This is a genomic window from Streptomyces sp. NPDC031445, assembly GCF_055581365.1.
In genome coordinates this window covers 113,663-131,673 of record NZ_JBVIJO010000018.1, presented here as the reverse complement: position 1 = coordinate 131,673, position 18,011 = coordinate 113,663, and the positions used below count along the sequence as shown (strand labels likewise).

The 18,011-nt window shown below is 73.6% G+C and carries 20 protein-coding genes; 8 read left to right on the top strand and 12 right to left on the bottom strand.

Annotated elements, in window-relative coordinates:
- Positions 1-145: 145 nt before the first annotated feature.
- Positions 146-625, bottom strand: a complete 480-nt coding sequence (locus ACZ5DC_RS36335; RefSeq protein ID WP_468660036.1) for a hypothetical protein — start codon at positions 623-625, stop codon at positions 146-148.
- 245 nt (positions 626-870) lie between these two features.
- On the opposite strand from ACZ5DC_RS36335, the gene ACZ5DC_RS36330 reads away from it, so the two are divergent.
- On the top strand, positions 871-1,782 hold the full coding sequence (locus ACZ5DC_RS36330) for a Gfo/Idh/MocA family protein (protein WP_468660034.1): 912 nt from the start codon (positions 871-873) through the stop codon (positions 1,780-1,782).
- On the opposite strand, the gene lnt is transcribed toward ACZ5DC_RS36330, so the two are convergent.
- Both lnt and ACZ5DC_RS36320 read right to left on the bottom strand, forming a co-directional pair.
- Positions 1,700-3,274, bottom strand: coding sequence for an apolipoprotein N-acyltransferase (lnt, locus tag ACZ5DC_RS36325; protein ID WP_468660032.1), 1,575 nt, complete (start codon positions 3,272-3,274; stop codon positions 1,700-1,702). The two genes, ACZ5DC_RS36330 and lnt, sit on opposite strands and share 83 nt — an antisense overlap.
- Before the next feature lie 125 nt (positions 3,275-3,399).
- The gene (locus ACZ5DC_RS36320) at positions 3,400-3,864 is read right to left on the bottom strand and encodes a nuclear transport factor 2 family protein (RefSeq protein WP_468660030.1); all 465 of its coding nucleotides are present in this window, start codon (positions 3,862-3,864) and stop codon (positions 3,400-3,402) included.
- A gap of 95 nt (positions 3,865-3,959) precedes the next feature.
- On the opposite strand from ACZ5DC_RS36320, the gene ACZ5DC_RS36315 reads away from it, so the two are divergent.
- Positions 3,960-4,580: a DUF4291 domain-containing protein gene (locus ACZ5DC_RS36315; protein WP_468660028.1), complete on the top strand. Its 621-nt coding sequence runs from the start codon at positions 3,960-3,962 to the stop codon at positions 4,578-4,580.
- 56 nt (positions 4,581-4,636) lie between these two features.
- Here ACZ5DC_RS36315 and ACZ5DC_RS36310 read toward each other — a convergent pair whose 3' ends face one another.
- The 3 genes from ACZ5DC_RS36310 to ACZ5DC_RS36300 all read right to left on the bottom strand — a co-directional run bounded on the left by ACZ5DC_RS36310 (position 4,637) and on the right by ACZ5DC_RS36300 (position 6,474).
- Positions 4,637-4,816 (bottom strand): hypothetical protein, encoded by a 180-nt coding sequence (locus tag ACZ5DC_RS36310; protein WP_366751762.1) that lies wholly within the window; start codon positions 4,814-4,816, stop codon positions 4,637-4,639.
- A gap of 196 nt (positions 4,817-5,012) precedes the next feature.
- The gene (locus ACZ5DC_RS36305) at positions 5,013-5,888 is read right to left on the bottom strand and encodes an undecaprenyl-diphosphate phosphatase (protein ID WP_468660025.1); all 876 of its coding nucleotides are present in this window, start codon (positions 5,886-5,888) and stop codon (positions 5,013-5,015) included.
- A gap of 115 nt (positions 5,889-6,003) precedes the next feature.
- The gene (locus tag ACZ5DC_RS36300) at positions 6,004-6,474 is read right to left on the bottom strand and encodes a winged helix-turn-helix transcriptional regulator (protein WP_171158398.1); all 471 of its coding nucleotides are present in this window, start codon (positions 6,472-6,474) and stop codon (positions 6,004-6,006) included.
- A 105-nt stretch (positions 6,475-6,579) separates the two neighbouring features.
- Here ACZ5DC_RS36300 and ACZ5DC_RS36295 point away from each other — a divergent pair, with 105 nt between their 5' ends.
- Positions 6,580-7,749, top strand: a complete 1,170-nt coding sequence (locus ACZ5DC_RS36295) for a thiolase family protein (protein WP_468660023.1) — start codon at positions 6,580-6,582, stop codon at positions 7,747-7,749.
- Positions 7,750-7,802: 53 nt separating this feature from the next.
- On the opposite strand, the gene ACZ5DC_RS36290 is transcribed toward ACZ5DC_RS36295, so the two are convergent.
- The 3 genes from ACZ5DC_RS36290 to ACZ5DC_RS36280 all read right to left on the bottom strand — a co-directional run bounded on the left by ACZ5DC_RS36290 (position 7,803) and on the right by ACZ5DC_RS36280 (position 10,346).
- A complete protein-coding gene (locus tag ACZ5DC_RS36290) occupies positions 7,803-8,246 on the bottom strand; it encodes a protein kilB (RefSeq protein WP_468660021.1) in 444 nt (147 codons plus the stop codon).
- A 33-nt stretch (positions 8,247-8,279) separates the two neighbouring features.
- Entirely contained in the window at positions 8,280-9,047 is a 768-nt protein-coding gene (locus ACZ5DC_RS36285; protein ID WP_468660019.1) for a TVP38/TMEM64 family protein, read from the bottom strand.
- 147 nt (positions 9,048-9,194) lie between these two features.
- Complete coding sequence (locus ACZ5DC_RS36280; protein ID WP_468660044.1) at positions 9,195-10,346, bottom strand: glutathione-independent formaldehyde dehydrogenase; 1,152 nt, start codon at positions 10,344-10,346, stop codon at positions 9,195-9,197.
- A gap of 85 nt (positions 10,347-10,431) precedes the next feature.
- Between ACZ5DC_RS36280 and ACZ5DC_RS36275 the strand changes: the two genes are divergently transcribed.
- The 3 genes from ACZ5DC_RS36275 to ACZ5DC_RS36265 all read left to right on the top strand — a co-directional run bounded on the left by ACZ5DC_RS36275 (position 10,432) and on the right by ACZ5DC_RS36265 (position 12,765).
- Positions 10,432-10,617 (top strand): hypothetical protein, encoded by a 186-nt coding sequence (locus ACZ5DC_RS36275; RefSeq protein ID WP_468660048.1) that lies wholly within the window; start codon positions 10,432-10,434, stop codon positions 10,615-10,617.
- 99 nt (positions 10,618-10,716) lie between these two features.
- Positions 10,717-11,886 carry an elongation factor Tu gene (gene tuf, locus ACZ5DC_RS36270; RefSeq protein WP_468660017.1) on the top strand — a complete coding sequence of 390 codons (1,170 nt, stop codon included), beginning with the start codon at positions 10,717-10,719 and terminating at the stop codon, positions 11,884-11,886.
- Positions 11,887-11,919: 33 nt separating this feature from the next.
- Positions 11,920-12,765, top strand: coding sequence for a spermidine synthase (locus ACZ5DC_RS36265; protein WP_468660015.1), 846 nt, complete (start codon positions 11,920-11,922; stop codon positions 12,763-12,765).
- 117 nt (positions 12,766-12,882) lie between these two features.
- Here ACZ5DC_RS36265 and ACZ5DC_RS36260 read toward each other — a convergent pair whose 3' ends face one another.
- Positions 12,883-14,181 carry an MFS transporter gene (locus ACZ5DC_RS36260; protein WP_468660013.1) on the bottom strand — a complete coding sequence of 433 codons (1,299 nt, stop codon included), beginning with the start codon at positions 14,179-14,181 and terminating at the stop codon, positions 12,883-12,885.
- 81 nt (positions 14,182-14,262) lie between these two features.
- On the bottom strand, positions 14,263-15,342 hold the full coding sequence (locus tag ACZ5DC_RS36255; protein ID WP_468660011.1) for a DUF8017 domain-containing protein: 1,080 nt from the start codon (positions 15,340-15,342) through the stop codon (positions 14,263-14,265).
- A 61-nt stretch (positions 15,343-15,403) separates the two neighbouring features.
- Between ACZ5DC_RS36255 and ACZ5DC_RS36250 the strand changes: the two genes are divergently transcribed.
- Entirely contained in the window at positions 15,404-15,865 is a 462-nt protein-coding gene (locus tag ACZ5DC_RS36250; RefSeq protein WP_468660009.1) for a DUF4442 domain-containing protein, read from the top strand.
- Between the two features lie 192 nt (positions 15,866-16,057).
- Here ACZ5DC_RS36250 and ACZ5DC_RS36245 read toward each other — a convergent pair whose 3' ends face one another.
- Positions 16,058-17,125, bottom strand: a complete 1,068-nt coding sequence (locus ACZ5DC_RS36245) for a lysylphosphatidylglycerol synthase transmembrane domain-containing protein (RefSeq protein ID WP_468660007.1) — start codon at positions 17,123-17,125, stop codon at positions 16,058-16,060.
- A gap of 239 nt (positions 17,126-17,364) precedes the next feature.
- On the opposite strand from ACZ5DC_RS36245, the gene ACZ5DC_RS36240 reads away from it, so the two are divergent.
- Positions 17,365-18,009: a DedA family protein gene (locus ACZ5DC_RS36240; RefSeq protein WP_366751750.1), complete on the top strand. Its 645-nt coding sequence runs from the start codon at positions 17,365-17,367 to the stop codon at positions 18,007-18,009.
- Positions 18,010-18,011 lie beyond the last annotated feature (2 nt).

Sequence of the window (18,011 nt, the reverse complement as noted above, 5' to 3'; positions counted from 1 at the left end):
CTCACCCCGGAGCCGTTCCACCTCCCCCAGCCTCATATCGGAGAAGATGCCCACCACCAGGAAAGATCACACGACGTAACGAAGCACTACTAGGGCCTCTCGTTCGGATCATGCCGGCCTGATCCAAAGGAAAGACCCTGGGGGTTCACCGCGTCCGGGTCGCCGGCCGGCGGCCGTAGGCCTGTGCGCAGATCCGCGCTTGCGGACTGTCCCGCTGCCAGCCGCCGTACGTCGTGCCCAGGGCGCAGACATCAGCAGGACCGGTCACCGCCGGGCGTGGGAGGGGCACGGGGGTGTGCGGCCGGCGGGAGGGGGCCGGGAGCGCGGGCCCGGGCGGGGCCGGCGGGCGGCGGGTGACCTCGGGCGCGGCCGGGGCCCGGTGCCGGCCGGGCGGCCCGGTGCGCTCCGGACCCCGGGACGGGCCGGTCCTCTCCAGCGCCTCGCGGACCGGTGCCTGCACCACCCGGGGCTCCGCGCTGCCGTCCGGCCGGGGCGCCGCCGGCTGCGAGGGCGCGCTGTCCGGCGGCGGTGCCGCCGGCCCCGCGTGCCGCACCGTCACACAGCCGGAGAGGGCCGAGACGGCCACGGTGACCAGAAGCGCTGCGGTGGTCGTCGTTCGATGCACCCGCGCAACTCTGCTGGGCCGGCGGCCGCGTTGGCACCGGGGACACCGGATCCGATCCCCGTACGGGTGGCCGTGTACCCTCCGCCGGGGGACGCGCCGTACCGAAGCTGACGTCCATCCGCCGCCGACGGCCCGTGCGGGACTGGAGGACCCCCCTCCCCCCACCGGCTTCGGCGGCATCGCCGGACGACGGCCCCCGTATGCTTCCGGCAGGAAACACGCGGGCAAGCCGTAGGAGAGAGCACGTGAAGGTCGGCTGCATCGGACTCGGGGACATCGCGCAGAAGGCGTATCTGCCGGTGCTCGGCGCGCAGCCGGGGGTCGACCTGCACCTGCAGACCCGCACGCCCGCCACCCTGGAGCGGGTCGGCGACAGCCTGCACCTGCCCCGGGAGCAGCGGCACACCACCCTGGACTCGCTGCTCGCCGCCGGTCTGGACGCGGCCTTCGTGCACGCCCCCACCGCCGTCCACCCCGAGATCGTCACCCGGCTGCTGGAGGCCGGTGTGCCGACGTACGTGGACAAGCCCCTCGCCTACGAACTCGCCGACTCCGAACGGCTCGTGGGACTCGCCGAGCGGCGGGGCGTGTCGCTGTCCGTCGGCTTCAACCGTCGGTACGCCCCCGGCTACGCCCAGTGCCTGGACCACCCGCGCGAGCTGATCCTCATGCAGAAGAACCGGGTCGGCCTGCCCGAGGAACCGCGCTCGATGATCCTGGACGACTTCATCCACGTCGTCGACACCCTGCGCTTCCTGGTGCCGGGCCCGGTCGACGACGTCACCGTGCGCGCCCGCGCCGAGGGCGGGCTGCTGCACCACGTCGTGCTCCAGCTCGGCGGCGACGGCTTCACCGCGCTCGGCGTGATGAACCGGCTCAGCGGCTCCACCGAGGAGATCCTGGAGGTGTCCGGACAGGACACCAAGCGCCAGGTGGTCAACCTCGCCGAGGTGATCGACCACAAGGGGCAGCCGACCGTGCGCCGGCGTGGCGACTGGGTTCCGGTGGCCCGCCAGCGCGGCATCGAGCAGGCGGCCCTCACGTTCCTCGACGCCGTGCGGGCCGGGAAGCCGCTCAGCGCCAGGGACGCGCTGGCGACCCATGAACTGTGCGAGCGGGTGGTCCGAGCGGTTCAGGACCGCTGCGGCGCAGCCTGAGCGCCCGCGCCCCCTCGGTCACGCACAGCGTGGCCAGCACCAGCAGCGCCGCGTCCACCGGCCAGTCGCCGTAGCGGACGTACGGTGTGACGCCGTGCGCGAGCGGGACCTCGTACACGCGCGCGGTGCTCGCGCCGGTGCCGAGCCAGGGGCCGAGGCGCTGCCCGTCCGGGCCGTACACCGCCGAGACGCCCGTGAGGGTGGCGTGCACCATCGGGCGGCCGGTCTCCGCGGCGCGCAGCGCGGCCAGCGAGGCGTGCTGCTCCGGCGCCCAGCTGTGCTGGAAGGACGAGGTGGACGACTGGCCGAGGAGGACGTCCGCACCGTCCTCGGCGAGGTGCCGGCTCATGTCGGGGAACGCGGTCTCGAAGCAGATCAGCGGGCCGATCCGCAGCCCGTGCCCGACGTTCATCACGGTCTGTCCCGAGCCGCGGTGCCGGTCCTCGCCGGCGGCCCGGCCCACCGAGGTGGCCCAGCCGAGCAGCGAACGGGCCGGTATGTACTCGCCGAACGGGACCAGCCGCATCTTGTCGTACCGGTCGCCGGTCGGGCCGTCCGGGCCGACCAGCACCGAACTCTTGTAGATGCCGGGCCGGTCCGAGCGGCGGGCGTCCACGTTGACCAGTACGTCGGCGCCGGTCTCGCGGGACAGCGCGGCGAGCCGCCGGGCCAGGTCGGGGCGGTCGTCCAGGTCGAAGCCGACGCTGGACTCGCCCCACACCACCAGGTCGGCCCCCTGCCCGGCGAGCCGCCGGGTCAGCCGCTCCTCCTGGTCGAACCGCTTGTCACCGCTGTCCTGTCCGGCCACCATCCCCGGCTGGACGACGGCGATCCGCACCCGCCCGTCGACGTCCGGGCGCGGCGCCCAGGCCCACGCGGCCGTGGTCGCGGCGGCCGTGGCGACCAGCGAGGCCACCGCCGGCACCCGCGACGCGCGGACGGCGACCAGCACGGCCACGGCCACGTTGACGGCCACCACCAGGAAGCTGAGCAGCCAGACACCGCCGACCGAGGCCAGCCGCAGCGCCGGCCCCACCTGCCACTGGCTGGCGCCGAGCATGCCCCACGGCCCGCCGAGCCCCTGCCAGGACCGGACCAGTTCCACCGCCAGCCAGGCCGAGGGGAGCACCACCAGCGCGGCGGCGCACCGGCCCGCCGACGGCGCCCCGCCCAGGAACCGGCGCACCAGCAGGCCCCAGGGCGCCCAGAGCAGGCCCAGCAGGGCGGCGATCAGGAAGATGAACACGTGCAGGCTCGGCAGCAGCCAGTGGTGGACGGCCGTCAGGAAGCCGACGCCGCCCCACCAGCCGTCGTACGCGGCCCGTCGCCCGGTCGGCGCGGAGCGGGCGAGCAGGATCCACGGCACCAGCGCGATGTACGCGAACCACCACAGCGAGGGGGCCGGGAACGACAGCACCGGCAGGGCGCCGGCGAGGGCGGCGGCGGCCGAGCGGCGCCAGGGGGAGGTCAGCCAGCGATTGATCGTTCTCATAGGGAGCCTCCCTACCCAGCGATGGGTCCAGTGTGCGCGGTGAGGGGGAGGCCGTGCGCCTTCCGGCCGGGGGCCGGCGGCCGTTCGGCGCGCTGCCGCCCCGCGCCCCTCGCGGGCTCGCGCCGTTACGGGGCGCCCGGACCGCGGCGCCACTTCTCGTGTGCGACGACCTCGCTCAGGCGCCAGCCTTCAGCGGTGCGCAGGAGCCCGAAGTCGTAGCGGCCGCCGCACACGAGGTCCGGGGCGGCGGAACCGCCGGGGTCGGTGAAGCCCATGGGATTGAGGTAGTCGGCGCGCACGCGGGCGGTGTCGCCGGTGTCCTGGTCCAGGACGCCGAAGCGGACCCGGCGGTTGACGATCAGGTGCTGGCGCACGGCGAGCGGGGCCAGGTTCTCGGCGAGCCACGCGGCGACCCGGCCGGCGTCGCCCTCCACACCGCCCGCCGAGCGGTAGTCGGCGCGTCCGTCCGCCGTGAACAGTCCTCGGTACGCCGTCCAGTCGCCGTCGTCCACCGCCACCGCGTACGCGGTGACCAGGTCGTCCACGGCCAGGCGGTCCCTCACGGTCGCGAACTCCGCACGCTGGGTCATCGGCACAGTGTTGGGCACGGCGGGCGCGCAGCCAAGAGGTGTGCGGGGTGAATATTCGGTGGCGCCGGGCGGGTCGCACGGCCGAACCTGTCCCGGTGAACGAACAGAACGACCAACTCGTCGGCACGGAGCCCCGGTTCCGCGTCCGCGCCCGGCACACCGAGACCACGGTCACCGTCTACCAGGCGTACCGCCCGGAGATCGGCCGGGCCGCCGCCCGCGCCGGACGCTTCCCGTCCGCCTGGAAGCGGGACCGGATGACCTGGATCAAGCCGTCGTTCCTGTGGATGATGTACCGCTGCGGCTGGGGCACCAAGGAGAACCAGGAGACCGTCCTGGCCGTCGAGATCCGCCGGGACGGCCTCGAGTGGGCCCTGCGCCACGCCTGCCTGTCCCACTACGTGCCCGCGCTACACGCCGGCCAGGCCGCCTGGAAGGCGGAGTTGGCGCGCTGCCCCGCCCGGGTGCAGTGGGACCCGGAGCGGGATCTGCACCTGAACCCGCTGCCGCACCGGTCGTTGCAGCTCGGCCTCGCAGGAGAGGCGGCGGCCCGGTACGCCGACGAGTGGATCGTCGGCATCGAGGACGTCACGCCGCTGGCCACGGAGATCCACGGGCTGGTGCGGGCGGGGGAGCTGGAGCGGGCGAAGGGGCTGCTGCCGCAGGAGCGGCCGTATCCGGTGGCCGACGAGGTACTGGCCCGTCTGCGGGCGTAGGGGGCGGCGGGAGGCCCGCGGGGACGCGGGTGCCGGCCAGGGCGCGCCGGACCGGGTCAGGCCGCCTCGAAGACCTCGGCGCGGATCGCCTCGGCCCACTCGATCACCAGCAGCTCGTACTCCGCGCGCTCCTGGGCCGACAGGGTGCCGGCCGCACGCAGCCACAGCGCCCGGATCTGCTCGTTCACCTCGGCAGCGGAGCGCACGGAACCAGGGGACGGGGATTCGGGGGACATGGCGACCAGCCTAGGGGCAAGGGCTGACCGTGCGCTACCGGGTGGCTACGCAGAAGGTATGGGGTTGGTCACCGGTCGCGGCCCGTCATCCGTTCGTGGCGGCGAACAGGGCGGCGCCCGCGGGGCGTTGCCCAGGTCGTGGGCGGGCCGCCGCGGGCGCGAAGATGTCCGAAACAGAGAGGGTGGGGCGGTCGGGTCAGCCGGCCGACTCCGCCGCGTGCGGGCTCAGCGCGCCGACGCCGACCAGGGCGATGATCACGAGGCCGAGGGCGATGCGGTACCAGACGAACGGCATGAAGCTCTTGTTGGAGATCCACTTCATGAACCACGCGATGACGGCGTAGCCCGAGGCGAACGCGATCACCGTCGCGAACAGGGTGGGCGGCCAGTCCACATGGCCCTCGCCCAGCGAGTCCTTCACCTCGAAGGCGCCGGAGGCGAGGACGGCCGGGATGGCGAGCAGGAAGGAGTAGCGGGCCGCGGCCTCGCGCCGGTAGCCCATGAACAGGCCGCCGCTGATGGTCGCGCCGGAGCGGGAGACGCCGGGGATGAGGGCGCAGGCCTGGCAGAGGCCGAAGATCAGGCCGTCCTTGACGCCGAGGTTCTCCAGCGTCTTGCGCTGCTTGGGCGCCCGGTGCCGGCCGCCGGTCTCGTCGCGGGCCGCCAGCCGGTCGGCGATGCCGATGACCACGCCGACGACGATGAGCATGGTGGCGGTGATCCGCAGATCGCGGAACGGCCCCTCGATCTGGTCCTTCAGCGTCACGCCCAGCAGCCCGATCGGGATGGAGCCGACGATCACCAGCCAGCCCATCTGCGCGTCGTGGTCGCGCCGCATCGCCTTGTCGAACAGCGAACGGAACCAGGACGAGATGATCCGGCCGATGTCCTTGCGGAAGTAGATGAGGACCGCGGCCTCCGTGCCGATCTGCGTGATGGCCGTGAAGGCCGCCCCCGGGTCCTTCCAGCCCGAGAACGCCGCGGTCAGCCGCAGGTGCGCGCTGGAGGAGACGGGCAGGAACTCGGTCAGCCCCTGGACGAGTCCGAGGACGAGGGATTCAAACCAAGACATGAAGGTATGGCGTCCAAGCGCTGAGGGGTGAAGAGGTGATCATGTGACGGAGGAAGCGTAGCGGGCCCCGCCGGCAGCGCGACGGCGAGGTCCCTGCTGGAGGCCGCCGGGCGCGCTAGGCGGCCGACGGCCCGGTGACGGTCCACCCGGGGGTCTGCGGACGGGCCGTCAGGTCCTCGTGGCGCACAGGGTCGCCGCAGGCCCGGCAGGTGACCACCGGCACCAGTTCCTCGCCGCAGCTGTGCTCGACGACCATGGGCAGGTCGACGCCCTTGCGCAGGTGCCGGTCGCCCCACTCCTTGAGGGTCATCAGGACGGGCTCCAGCTCCAGCCCGGCCTGCGTGGGCCGGTACTCGAAGCGCTGGGGGCGCTCGCTGTAGAGGCGCTTGGTGAGGATGCCGGCCTCCACCAGGCGGCGCAGCCGGGTGGACAGGATGTCGCGCGGGGCGCCGATGTTGCGCACGAGCTGGTCGAAGCGGCCGTTGCCCAGGCACACCTCCCGCAGGACGAGCAGGGAGTACTTCTCGCCGACGACCGCGAGGGCATCGGCGATGGAGCAGGGACGCGAATCCTTCGTGGCGGCCATGCGGTCAGTCTAGAGGAGGGTTTGAATTTCCAACCCGAGGGGCTATGGTGAGTTCGTATTTCCTACTCACCGGTAGCTCGTCCGATGAAGCTGGAGGCCGGCGCCATGCGAGACGCGGTCATCGTCGAAGCCGTACGCACCCCCGTCGGCAAGGGCAAGCCGAACGGCTCCCTCGCCCACGTCCACCCCGTGCGACTCCTCGCGCACACCCTGCGCACCCTGGTCGAGCGCTCCGGCGTCGACCCGGCGCTGATCGACGACGTGATCGGCGGCACCGTCGACCAGGTCGGCGAGCAGGCCATGAACACCACCCGGTACGCCGTGCTCGCCGCGGGCCTCCCCGAGTCCGTCCCGGCGACCACCGTCGACCGCCAGTGCGGCTCCTCCCAGCAGGCCGTCCACTTCGCCGCACAGGGCGTGATCTCCGGCGCGTACGACCTCGTGGTCGCCTGCGGTGTGGAGTCGATGAGCCGGGTGCCGATGTGGTCCAACGTGCCCGCCGGCAAGGACCCGTTCGGGCCCGGCGTCGCCGAGCGCTACCCGGACGGCCTGGTCCCGCAGGGGATCAGCGCCGAACTCATCGCCGCCAAGTGGTCCCTCTCGCGCGCGCGGATGGACGAGTTCGCCGTCTCCTCGCACCACAAGGCCGCCGCCGCGTGGCGGGCGGGACTCTTCGACGCCGAGGTCGCCCCCCTCGACGGCGTCGCCCGCGACGAGTGCGTCCGCCCGGACAGCACCCCCGAGATCCTCGCCGGACTCAGGCCCGCCTACTACGACCCCGGCTTCGCCGAGCGCTTCCCGCAGATCGAGTGGAACGTCACCGCGGGCAACGCGAGCCCCGTCAACGACGGCGCCTCGGCCGTCCTGATCACCTCCGGCGACACCGCGGCCCGGCTCGGCCTGCGCCCGCTGGCCCGCCTCCACAGCTTCGCCGTGACGGGATCCGACCCGCTGCTCATGCTCACCGGGGTCGTCCCGGCCACCGAGAAGGTGCTGCGCCGGGCCGGACTGAAGCTGGACGACATCGACCTGTTCGAGGTCAACGAGGCCTTCTCCAGCGTGGTGCTCGCCTGGCAGCAGGAGACCGGCGCCGACCTGGCCAAGGTCAACGTGCACGGCGGCGCCATCGCCCTCGGCCACCCCCTCGGCGCCAGCGGCACCCGCCTGACCACGACCCTGGTCCACGCGATGCGCGAACGCGGCGCCCGCTACGCCCTGCAGACCATGTGCGAGGCGGGCGGGCTCGCCAACGCGATGATCCTGGAAGGCGTCTGAGCCCGGAGCCCCGGCAAGGGAGCCGAGCGGTCAGGACAGCGCCGGACCGCCGGTCACCAGGCCATGGCCCGCCCGGCGGCGGCCACCAGCTCGTCGGTCGCGGCGATGGCCGCCTCCCGGCGCGCGGCCAGCACGGTGTGGTCGGCGGCGTCGCGCAGGCCGAACGCGGCCAGGGCCGCCTGGCGGGCCGCCGGCGCCAGGGACGGTTCGAGAACGGACACCGCGACCAAGGGGGCGGTGACGGCGGAGCGGGTGGCGTGGGACGCCGCCCGTGCCGCCTCGGTGACGTCCTGGCCCGCGCCGTTCAGGCGCAGGTCCTCGCGGTGCCACAGGGCCCGCCGGTGGTCACCCAGGGCCGCCACCAGTTCGCCCAGCGCCACGCGCAGCGCCTCGGCCCTCCGCTCGGCGCGGGCGGCCCGCTCACGCCGGGACTGGAGCAGCGCGGTGAACGCGCCGCCGAGCAGCGTGCCGGCCACGGCGATGACGCTGGACCACATGGAAGGCCCTCCCCGGCGGACGGGCGCCGCCGCTCACCGGCCGCGCAACTGGTGGCGCTTGCGCCAGGCCACCACCGTGCCCGCCAGCGCCGGTACGGCGATGCAGGCCATCGCGATCAGGAAGGCCGGGGAGGTCGGTGCCGAGGCGCGGGCGCCGGCGACGGCGTAGGCGGCCGTGTTGGGGATCGAGCCCAGACCGGTGGCCAGCAGGAAGGGCAGCCAGCCCATGCGGGAGACGGCCGCGCAGTAGTTCGCCGCCCAGAACGGCACCCCGGGGAAGAGCCGCAGGGCCAGCATGGACCGGAACCCGTGCCGGCTGAGCTGCCCGTCGGCCGCGCGCAGCCAGCGCCCCCGCAGCAGCGGGCGCAGCGCGTCCTGCCCGAGCAGCCGGCCCAGCCCGAAGGCCACCCCGGACCCGAGCACCGTGCCCGTCAGCGCGGTGGCCAGTCCCAGCTGCGAGCCGAACAGCGCGCCCGCGGCCAGGTTCAGCAAGGGGCGCGGCACGAACGCCACGGTGCACAGTCCGTACGCCGCCGCGAACACGACGGCCGCCGCGGCCCCGCCGAGCTGTGGCGGCCAGCCGTGCGTCAGCAGCCGCTGCGGCTCGAACAGCAGCACGCACGCGGCGGCGCCCACGAGCAGGGCGACCAGCAGCGACAGACGCGCGTACGGGGACAGCAGCGCACGCGTGCAGCGGGCCGCCAACCCGGCGGGGCGCAGCGGGAGAACGGGGACGACGAGCTCCTGGGCGGCGGCCTGGGGAGAGGCCGTGGCGGTGCCAGAGCGGTTGGCATCGAGCATCCGATGACATTAGCCGACGAACGTGTGTGATCGCCGTCAGCTGTGTCCCGGGACCGTCACGGGACGGCACCGGCGCCACCCGGGGGCGCCGGTGGAGGGGGGCGGACGAGAAGGGGTCCAGGCGTTCAGGGCGCCTGGACCCGTGTCTCACGCGGCCAGGGCGTGACCGGGGTGCAGGACCACCTTGGTGTAGCCCTCGATCCGCTTGTCGAACTTCTCGTACGCCTGCGGTGCCTGGTCCAGCGGCAGCTCGTGGGAGACCACGAAACTGGGCTTGGCCCGCCCGGCGATGATCATGTCGCGCAGCTGGCGGTTGTACCGCTTCACGTTGCACTGGCCGGTGCCCATCTGCTGGCCCTTCTCGAACATCCGGCCGATGGAGACCAGCAGCTGGCCCTTCTTGGCGTGCTCGTCGGGGCCGCCGGGGTCCGAGGGCACGTACAGACCCGGTACGCCGAGCATGCCGGTCGGGCGTACCGTCTCGACCAACTCGTTGAGGACGATGGCGGGTTCCTCGTGGCTGGCGTCGTGGCTCTGGGCCTGGTAGCCGACGGCGTCGACGCCCTTGTCGGTGCCCTCACCTCCGGTCTGCTCCTTGATCTGCTCCGCCGGGTCGCCCTGGGTGAAGTCGATGGGGATGGCCCCCATCTCCTCCGCCTTGGCCAGCCGCTCGGGCACCCGGTCGACGGAGAAGACCTTCGCCGCACCGCGCAGCAGCGCCGAGTAGGCGGCCATCAGGCCCACCGGTCCGGCGCCGTAGACGGCCACGGACTCACCAGGGGACACCTGGGCGAGTTCGCAACCGTGATAGCCGGTCGGGAAGATGTCCGCGAGCAGCACGAAGTCCGTCTCGAACTCGTCGCCCGGGGGCAGCTTCAGGCAGTTGAAGTCGGCGTACGGCACCCGCAGCCGCTCGGCCTGCCCGCCGATGAACGGCCCCATCGCCACGTAACCGTAGGCCCCGCCGGCGAATCCGGGGTTGACCGTCAGGCAGAACCCGGTCTTCCCGACGAGACAGTTCTTGCAGAATCCACAGGCGACGTTGAAGGGCATCACGACGCGGTCACCCTCGGACAGGGAGGTCACCCCGTCGCCGACCTCCTCGACGATGCCCAGGTTCTCGTGCCCGAAGACGATGCCCGCCTCGGCCGCCGTGCGGCCCTCGTACATGTGCAGGTCCGACCCGCATATGGCGGTCGACGTGACCCGTACGAGGACGTCGTTGGGGTGCTGGATGCGAGGGTCCTGGACCTCCTTCACCACCACGCTGAAAGGCTCTTCGTAGACGACGGCTTTCACGTCTGTCACCTCCGCGTCGAGCGTCACCCCCTCTTCCAGGGAACGCCCGTCCGCAAGGCGTCGCAAGCCACGTCGGGAAGGGTCGGTGTATCCGGCATCGACATCGCGGCAGCGAACGGAGCCGGAAAACCATTCGACGCCGGACGTGCCGTCGGCGATGATCGACGGCATGTTCCGGTACGCCTTCCACGTCGCAGCATCCGCCGTCGCGGATGCTCCGAAGGCTGCCGTCCCGCACCTCGCGGCCGCCGTCGACGGCGCCCGAAGCTGACCCTCCCCGGACCGTCCGGCGGACCCCGCAGGGGGAGGGTCGGCCGGTCCCCGGGGTCCCGCGTCTTCTGTCACGGCTGAGAGGCTTCGAGGTACAGCCATGTCCAAAACGGCCTACGTGCGCACCAAGCCGCACCTGAACATCGGCACCATGGGTCACGTCGACCACGGCAAGACCACCCTGACCGCCGCCATCACCAAGGTCCTCGCGGAGCGCGGCACCGGCACCTTCGTCCCGTTCGACCGCATCGACCGCGCCCCGGAGGAAGCCGCCCGCGGCATCACGATCAACATCGCCCACGTCGAGTACGAGACCGACACCCGGCACTACGCCCACGTCGACATGCCGGGCCACGCCGACTACGTGAAGAACATGGTCACCGGCGCCGCCCAGCTCGACGGCGCCGTCCTGGTCGTCTCCGCGCTCGACGGGATCATGCCGCAGACCGCCGAACACGTCCTGCTCGCCCGGCAGGTAGGCGTCGACCACATCGTGGTCGCGCTGAACAAGGCCGACGCGGGTGACGAGGAACTGACCGACCTGGTCGAACTGGAGGTCCGCGACCTGCTCACCGCCCAGGGGTACCCGGGCGACGCCGTACCCGTCGTCCGCGTCTCCGGGCTGCGGGCCCTGGAGGGCGACCCGCGCTGGACGGCGTCCGTCGAGGCGCTGCTCGACGCCGTGGACACCTACGTGCCGGTGCCGGAGCGGTACCTGGACGCGCCGTTCCTGCTGCCGGTCGAGAACGTGCTGACCATCACCGGGCGCGGCACGGTCGTGACCGGGGCCGTGGAGCGCGGGACCCTCCGGCTGGGCGACCGGGTGACGGTGCTGGGCGCGGACACCGAGACCGTGGTCACCGGCATCGAGACCTTCGGCAAGCCCATGGAGGAGGCGCAGGCCGGCGACAACGTGGCGCTGCTGCTGCGCGGGGTGCCCCGGGACGCCGTCCGGCGCGGGCACGTGGTCGCGGCGCCGGGCAGCGTGGTGCCGGGCCGGCGCTTCACCGCGCGGGTGTACGTGCTGTCCGCGCGGGAGGGGGGCCGTACGACGCCGGTCGTCAGCGGGTACCGGCCGCAGTTCTACATCAGGACGGCGGACGTCGTGGGCTCCGTGGACCTCGGCGAGGTGGCCGTGGCCCGGCCGGGGGACACGGTCGAGATGAGCGTCGAGCTGGGACGGGAGGTGCCGTTGGAGCCGGGGCTCGGCTTCGCGATCCGTGAGGGCGGGCGGACCGTGGGAGCGGGGACGGTCGTCGCCGTGGGGTGAAGGGCCGGGGCCGCGGACACCGACAATGGAGAGGTGAACGCATCGATACCCGTCACCCGCACCACCGATCACGGCACCGCCAAGCTGATGCCCGACGTCGACCGTGAGCGGGCCTGGCTGCTCACGGTCGACGGGGCACCGCAGTCGTACGTCGACCTCGACGATCCGGAGTACCTGGAGTTCGAGTACGCACGGCGGCTGGGGTACGTCCTGGACGCCGTGGCCGCGACCGGGCGGGCGGTGGACGCGGTGCACCTGGGCGGCGGCGCGCTCACGCTTCCCCGCTACCTGGCCGCCACCCGCCCCGGCTCCCGGCAGGACGTCGTCGAGGCCGACCGGGGCCTGCTGGAACTGGTCACCGAGCGGCTGCCGCTGCCGGCGGGCTCGGGCATCACGCTGCACGCGGCCGATGCCCGGGCGTGGCTGGAAGGCGCGCCGGACGACCACGCCGACGTGCTGATCGCCGACGTCTTCGGCGGATCGCGGGTGCCGGCGCACCTGACCACGCTCGCCTACGTCCGTGAGGCCGAGCGGGTGCTGCGGGCCGACGGGGTGTACCTGGCCAACCTCGCGGACGCGGCGCCGTTCGCGTTCCTGCGGTCCCAACTGGCCGCGCTGGCGTCCGTGTTCGAGGAGCTGGCGCTGATCGCGGAGCCGGCCGTGCTGCGCGGGCGGCGGTTCGGGAACGCGGTGGTCGTCGCCTCGCACCGGCCGCTGGACACCGCGACGCCGGCCCGGCGAGCCGCGGCGGACGTCTTTCCGGCGCGGGTGGAACACGGAGCGGCGGTGCGGGAGTTCATCGGTGCGGCGCGGCCGGTGGAGGACGCGGACGCCGTACCGTCACCCGAGCCCCCCGACGGCTCGTTCGGCATCGGCTGAGGGCGTCGGGGCCGGGCGTGCCGTGCGGGCGGTGGTTCGGGAACGCGGTGGTGGTGGCCTCGCGCCGGTCGCGGCCCCGGCGATGCCGGTCCGGCGGGGGTGGAACGGGGTGCGCCGTCAGTCGAAGCCCCTGACGGCTCGTTCGGCATCGGCTGAGGGTGTCGGGGAGCCGGTGACCGGGTGCGTGCGGCGGGTGAGACGGCGGACGTCCGGGACCAGCAGCACCAGGGCGGTGACCAGGACCACCAGGCCGGCACAGCCCCACAGGGCGGCCGTGCGGCCGACGGCGGCCTCGGCCGGGCCGGCCAGGGCCGTGGCGAGCGGCATGAGCGAGACCGAGCCGAACCAGTCGTAGGCCGAGACCCGGGAGAGCTTGTCCTCGGGGATCTCCTGGTGCAGCGCCGTCATCCAGGAGACGCCGAACACCTCCACCGTCGTACCCGCGACGAACATCACCCCGTACAGCACGCCCACCGGCACCGGCACGGCCAGCGCGGCCCCCGGCAGGGCCAGCGGGAAGACACACAGCGTGCCGGCGAACAGCAGCCGGCGGGGCTTCCAGCGGATCATCAGCAGCGCGCCGGCCACCGTGCCCGCGCCGAACGCGGCCAGCGCCAGGCCCCAGGGCCCCGCGCCGCCCAGGCTGTCCCGGGCGACGAGGGGACCGTAGACCGCGTCGGCCGCGCCGACCACCGCGTTGGCGATCGAGAACTGCACGACGACGCCCCACAGCCAGGGCCGGCCGGTGAACTCCCGCCAGCCCTCGCGGAGATCGGCCAGCAGGCCCCCGCCCGGCGCGCGCGGCGGGATGTGGCCGACGTCGAGGAAGGAGCGCAGTGCGGCGGCGACGGCGAAGGCCGCCGCGTCGAGCGCGAGCACCCAGCCGGGGCCGACGGCCGCGACCAGGGCGCCGCCCAGTGCCGCGCCGCCGAGCGCCGCGCCCTGGGTGGCCATGCGGAAGACGGCGAACGCGCGGCCCGCCTGTGCGCCCTCCACACAGGACATCAGCATGCCCTCCGCGGCGGGGCCGAAGAACGCCTGACCGGTGCCGCCGAGCGCGGTGAGCAGCATCATCTGCCAGAGCCTGGGATCACCGGCGAGGACGAGGGCCGCGAACGCCGCCTGGGACAGGCAGTTGAGCGTGTTGGCTGCGACCATCACCCGGTGCCGGGGCAGCCGGTCCGCGACCGCGCCGCCGATGAGCAGGAAGACCACCAGCGGCAGCGTGCGGGACGCGGCGACCAGGCCGACGTCCCCGCCGTCGCCGCCCGACTCCAGCACGGCGAACGCGGCGGCGATGAGCGAGCCGTTCGCGCCGAGGCTCGTCACGATGGCGGCCGCGGTGAGCAGGGAGTAGTTGCGCCCCGCCCAGGCGGGGCCACGGGTGCGGGCGGGGGAGCCGGGGGTCTGGGTCACCGGCCGACTATCCCCGCCCGGCTCCCGCTGTGCCAAGTCGGTTTCGCGGGCGCCGCGGGCGGGATGCGGTCCCCGCCGGGGTCAGTCCGCGATCGGGTCGCCGTGCAGCCGCACGGTGCTGAGGATCTTGTCCATGGTCGCGTCGGGCACTTCGTCCTTGACGCCCTTCGCGCCGTAGAACGTCCAGGAGACGAAGCTGCCCGTGGAGTTCTTGAAGGCGAACGTGGTGGCCTTGCCGTCGGTGTCGCACTTGTTCTTCTTCGGCGCGCCGATCACGTACGACGTCGCGACGCTGCCGTGCACGCCCGACGCCGTGGTGAAGGACTTCGCCTTGCCGATCCGCAGGTACTTCTTGGCGGCCTCCGACTGGTCGGTGTAGCCGCCGAAGACGAAGGTGGCCGAGTCGCCGCGAGCGATGCTCGCGGTGTCCTTGGCGCCGTTCTCGCCCTTGGTGCCGCCGGCCGCGAGCGCGTGCGACTCCTTGGTGCCCTTGTCCTCGGAGGTGCAGTAGTCCGGCTTCAGGAACGTGGTGCCGGAGAAGCCGATGTACGCGGAGCCGTCGCCTTTCTTCTCGTCCTCGAAGAAGGAGAAGACGCCGGGCCGCTGCACCTCCCAGTCGGCGGGTACGTCGAAGGCCGTGCCGTACTTGGGATTGACCACGACCTTCCAGCCGGCCACGGTCGGCTTCGCGGTCTCGTTGCCGCGCGGGTCACCGGCCGCGGACGACGCGGGCGAGGCGGGCCCGGTGGCCGTCGGCGACGCGCTCGTGCGCCGTCCGCCCTTGCCGTTGTCCGCCTCGTCGTCCTTCGAACCGCCCAGCACCAGATAGCCGGTCACGGCGGCGGTGACGACGACCGCCGTGGCCGCCACGATGGCCACGAGCTTCGTGCGGCCGTCACCGCCCCGCGGGGGCTGGGGCACGGGCGCGCCGGGGCCCTGCCCCGGCTGCCCCCAATGCGGCTGCTGTCCGTACGGGCCGGTCTGCGGCTGCTGTCCGTACGGGCCCGCCTGCGGGTACTGCTGGTAGCCGGGCTGCTGGTACGGGTTCGGCTGCTGGTAACCAGGCTGCTGATACGGGTTGTTCTGCTGGTTCGGCTGCTGGTTCTGCTGGTTCTGCTGCGGGTTGGGCGCGCCCCCTGGCGGCTGCTGATCTGGCCACATGGCCCGTAACCCTAGTGGCATCCCTGGTCAGGCTCTGCTACTCGTGAGTAACATGGGGGTCATGAGCGCAGACCAGATGTCCATCGGCGACATGCTCGCCGCCACCGTGCCCATGGCCCGCACCCTCGGCCTGGAGTTCCTCGACACCGCGCCCGACAGGGCCGTGGTCTCCCTGCCGGACCAGAGCGCGTACCACAACCACGTGGGCGGCCCGCACGCCGGCGCGATGTTCACCCTCGGGGAGTCGGCCAGCGGCGCGATCGTGCTGGCCGCCTTCGGGGACCAGTTGACGCGGGCGGTGCCGCTCGCCGTGCGCGCCGAGATCGCCTACAAGAAGCTGGCCATGGGTGTCGTCACCGCGACCGCCACGCTGGGCCGCCCGGCCGCCGAGGTCGTCGCCGAACTGGACGCCGGACAGCGCCCCGAGTTCCCCGTGTCCGTCGAGATCCGGCGCGCGGACGGCGCCGTGACCGGCGAGATGACCGTCGTGTGGACCCTGCGCCCGGCCGACCAGCAGAAGTGAGCCCCGCACCCCAGCGACTCCCGGGCCGGTCCAGGGCGTCGCTGGGGCCGCGCCCTTGAGGGTGCGTGCTCAGTCCAGGCGGAACTCGTCGCCCTCGATGCCCAGCATCCCGACGCACGCGGCGGTGCCGTCGTACAGGAGGCGCTCCTCGCCCGCGAGCCGGTGGCGACCCGCGCGTCGAGACGCACCCGCTCACAGCACCTCCGCCCGGATCAGCACCGACAGCACCAGCGCCCCCGGCAGCAACGGCACCCAGTCCGACAGCACCCGGTACCCGATCACCGTGGCCGTCGCCACCGCGGGCCCCGCCCCGAACGTGACCAGCGTCCACACCAGCGCCGCGTCGACCGCCAGCCCGCCCGGCGCCGGCACCGCCCCGGCGGCCGTGCCCGCCGCCAGGTGGGCCAGCACCACCTGTTCCCACGGCAGCCCCAGCCCGAGCGAGGCCCCGACGCAGGCCAGCGTGCCCGCCTGCACCAGCGGCATCGCGACCGCCCCGCCCCACAGGGCGAGCACCCGGCAGGGCCGGGAGTGCACCGCGCGCGCATCGGCCAGGGCGGAGCGCAGCAGCCCGGTCACCGGCCGCCGTAACGGCCGTACGACCGTCAGCAGCACCCCGGCCACGGCGGCCGCGCCGCCCGCGACGGCGGCGAGCGGCACCAGCAGCCGTCCGTCGGGGACCAGGTCCCCGAGGCGCCGCCAGGCCGGGGAGACCGCCAGGAACACCAGCAGGACCAGCGTCTTCGCCGTGGACCGGGCCAGCGAGTACAACCCGATCGACGCCGTCGCCCGCTCCAGCGGTACGCCCCGCCCGCGCAGGAAGCGCAGGGTGACCGCATGTGCGCCGAGCCCGGCGGGGAGCGCGTGGTTGGCGGCGCCGGCGGCGAACTGCGAGGCCAGCAGCAGCCCGGGCGGCAACCGGTCGGGCAGCGCTCCCTGCCGGGCGCAGGAGGCGGCCACCCAGGTCAGACAGGTGAGCCCGGCTCCGGCCAGCAGCCACCCCGGGTCGGCCGCGACCAGCCGCCGTACCCCCTCGTACACCACGGGCCGGTTGGCCACGGCCCAGCCCGCGGCGAGCAGCAGGGGTGCCAGGCACAGGGCCAGCCGGACCGGCCGGGCGGACTTCCGGGACACCGGCCGGACCGTGGCCGCGGTCGTGGTTCCGGGAGGCGCGCCGGTGACCGGCGGGGCCGGCGCGGCGGGACCGGGAGGGGGAGCCGCGGCCGGGGGCAGCGAGCGGGAGGGCGGCAGTGAGGACACGGGACGTCGTCCTTCCGCGGTGGGCCCCTCGGCGGGGGCCTGGGGGAGGCGGGCCGGGCGGAACCGCGGAGAGCCTTCCCCTCCCGCGTGACACCGGGATGGCCGGAAGCGTAAGGGACGGTGCCGCCGGCCGGGTGCGGGCGAGCGGCCGTTCACCGCCGACCAGGTAGCCTTCCCTTGGGACGCGCTTTACATGCGGCGGCCCGGCGGGCAAGGACAGCGACAGGGGAGGACCGGCGGTGCACGTCCAGGAATGGCTCGACTCGGTGCCGGCGATCGCCGTCTACGCCGCGGTGGCCCTGGTGATCGGTCTGGAGAGCCTGGGCATCCCGCTGCCGGGGGAGATCATCCTGGTCTCCGCGGCGCTGTTGTCCTCCCAGCACTCGGGTGTCAACCCGGTGGTGCTCGGCGCCTGCGCGACCGCGGGCGCGGTGGTCGGCGACTCCGTCGGCTACGCCATCGGCCGCAAGGGCGGACGCCCGTTGCTGGCCTGGCTCGCCCGGAAGTTCCCACGTCACTTCAGCGCGGGCCATGTGGCCACCGCCGAGCGCTCCTTCGAGAAGTGGGGCATGTGGGCGGTGTTCTTCGGCCGCTTCGTCGCCCTGCTGCGCATCTTCGCGGGTCCCCTCGCGGGCGTCCTGCACATGCCGTACTGGAAGTTCCTGATCGCCAACGTCCTCGGCGGCATCTGCTGGGCCGGTGGCACGACGGCCGTCATCTACTACGTGGGCATCGTCGCCGAGGACTGGCTGAAGCGCTTCTCGTACGTGGGCCTGGGAGTGGCGGTGCTGATCGGCCTGGCCTCCATGCTGATCATCAGGCGCAAGGCGAAGAAGGCGCAGCCGGACCAGCGGGAAGCGGAACCGGTGGGCGCCGGCGACTGAGG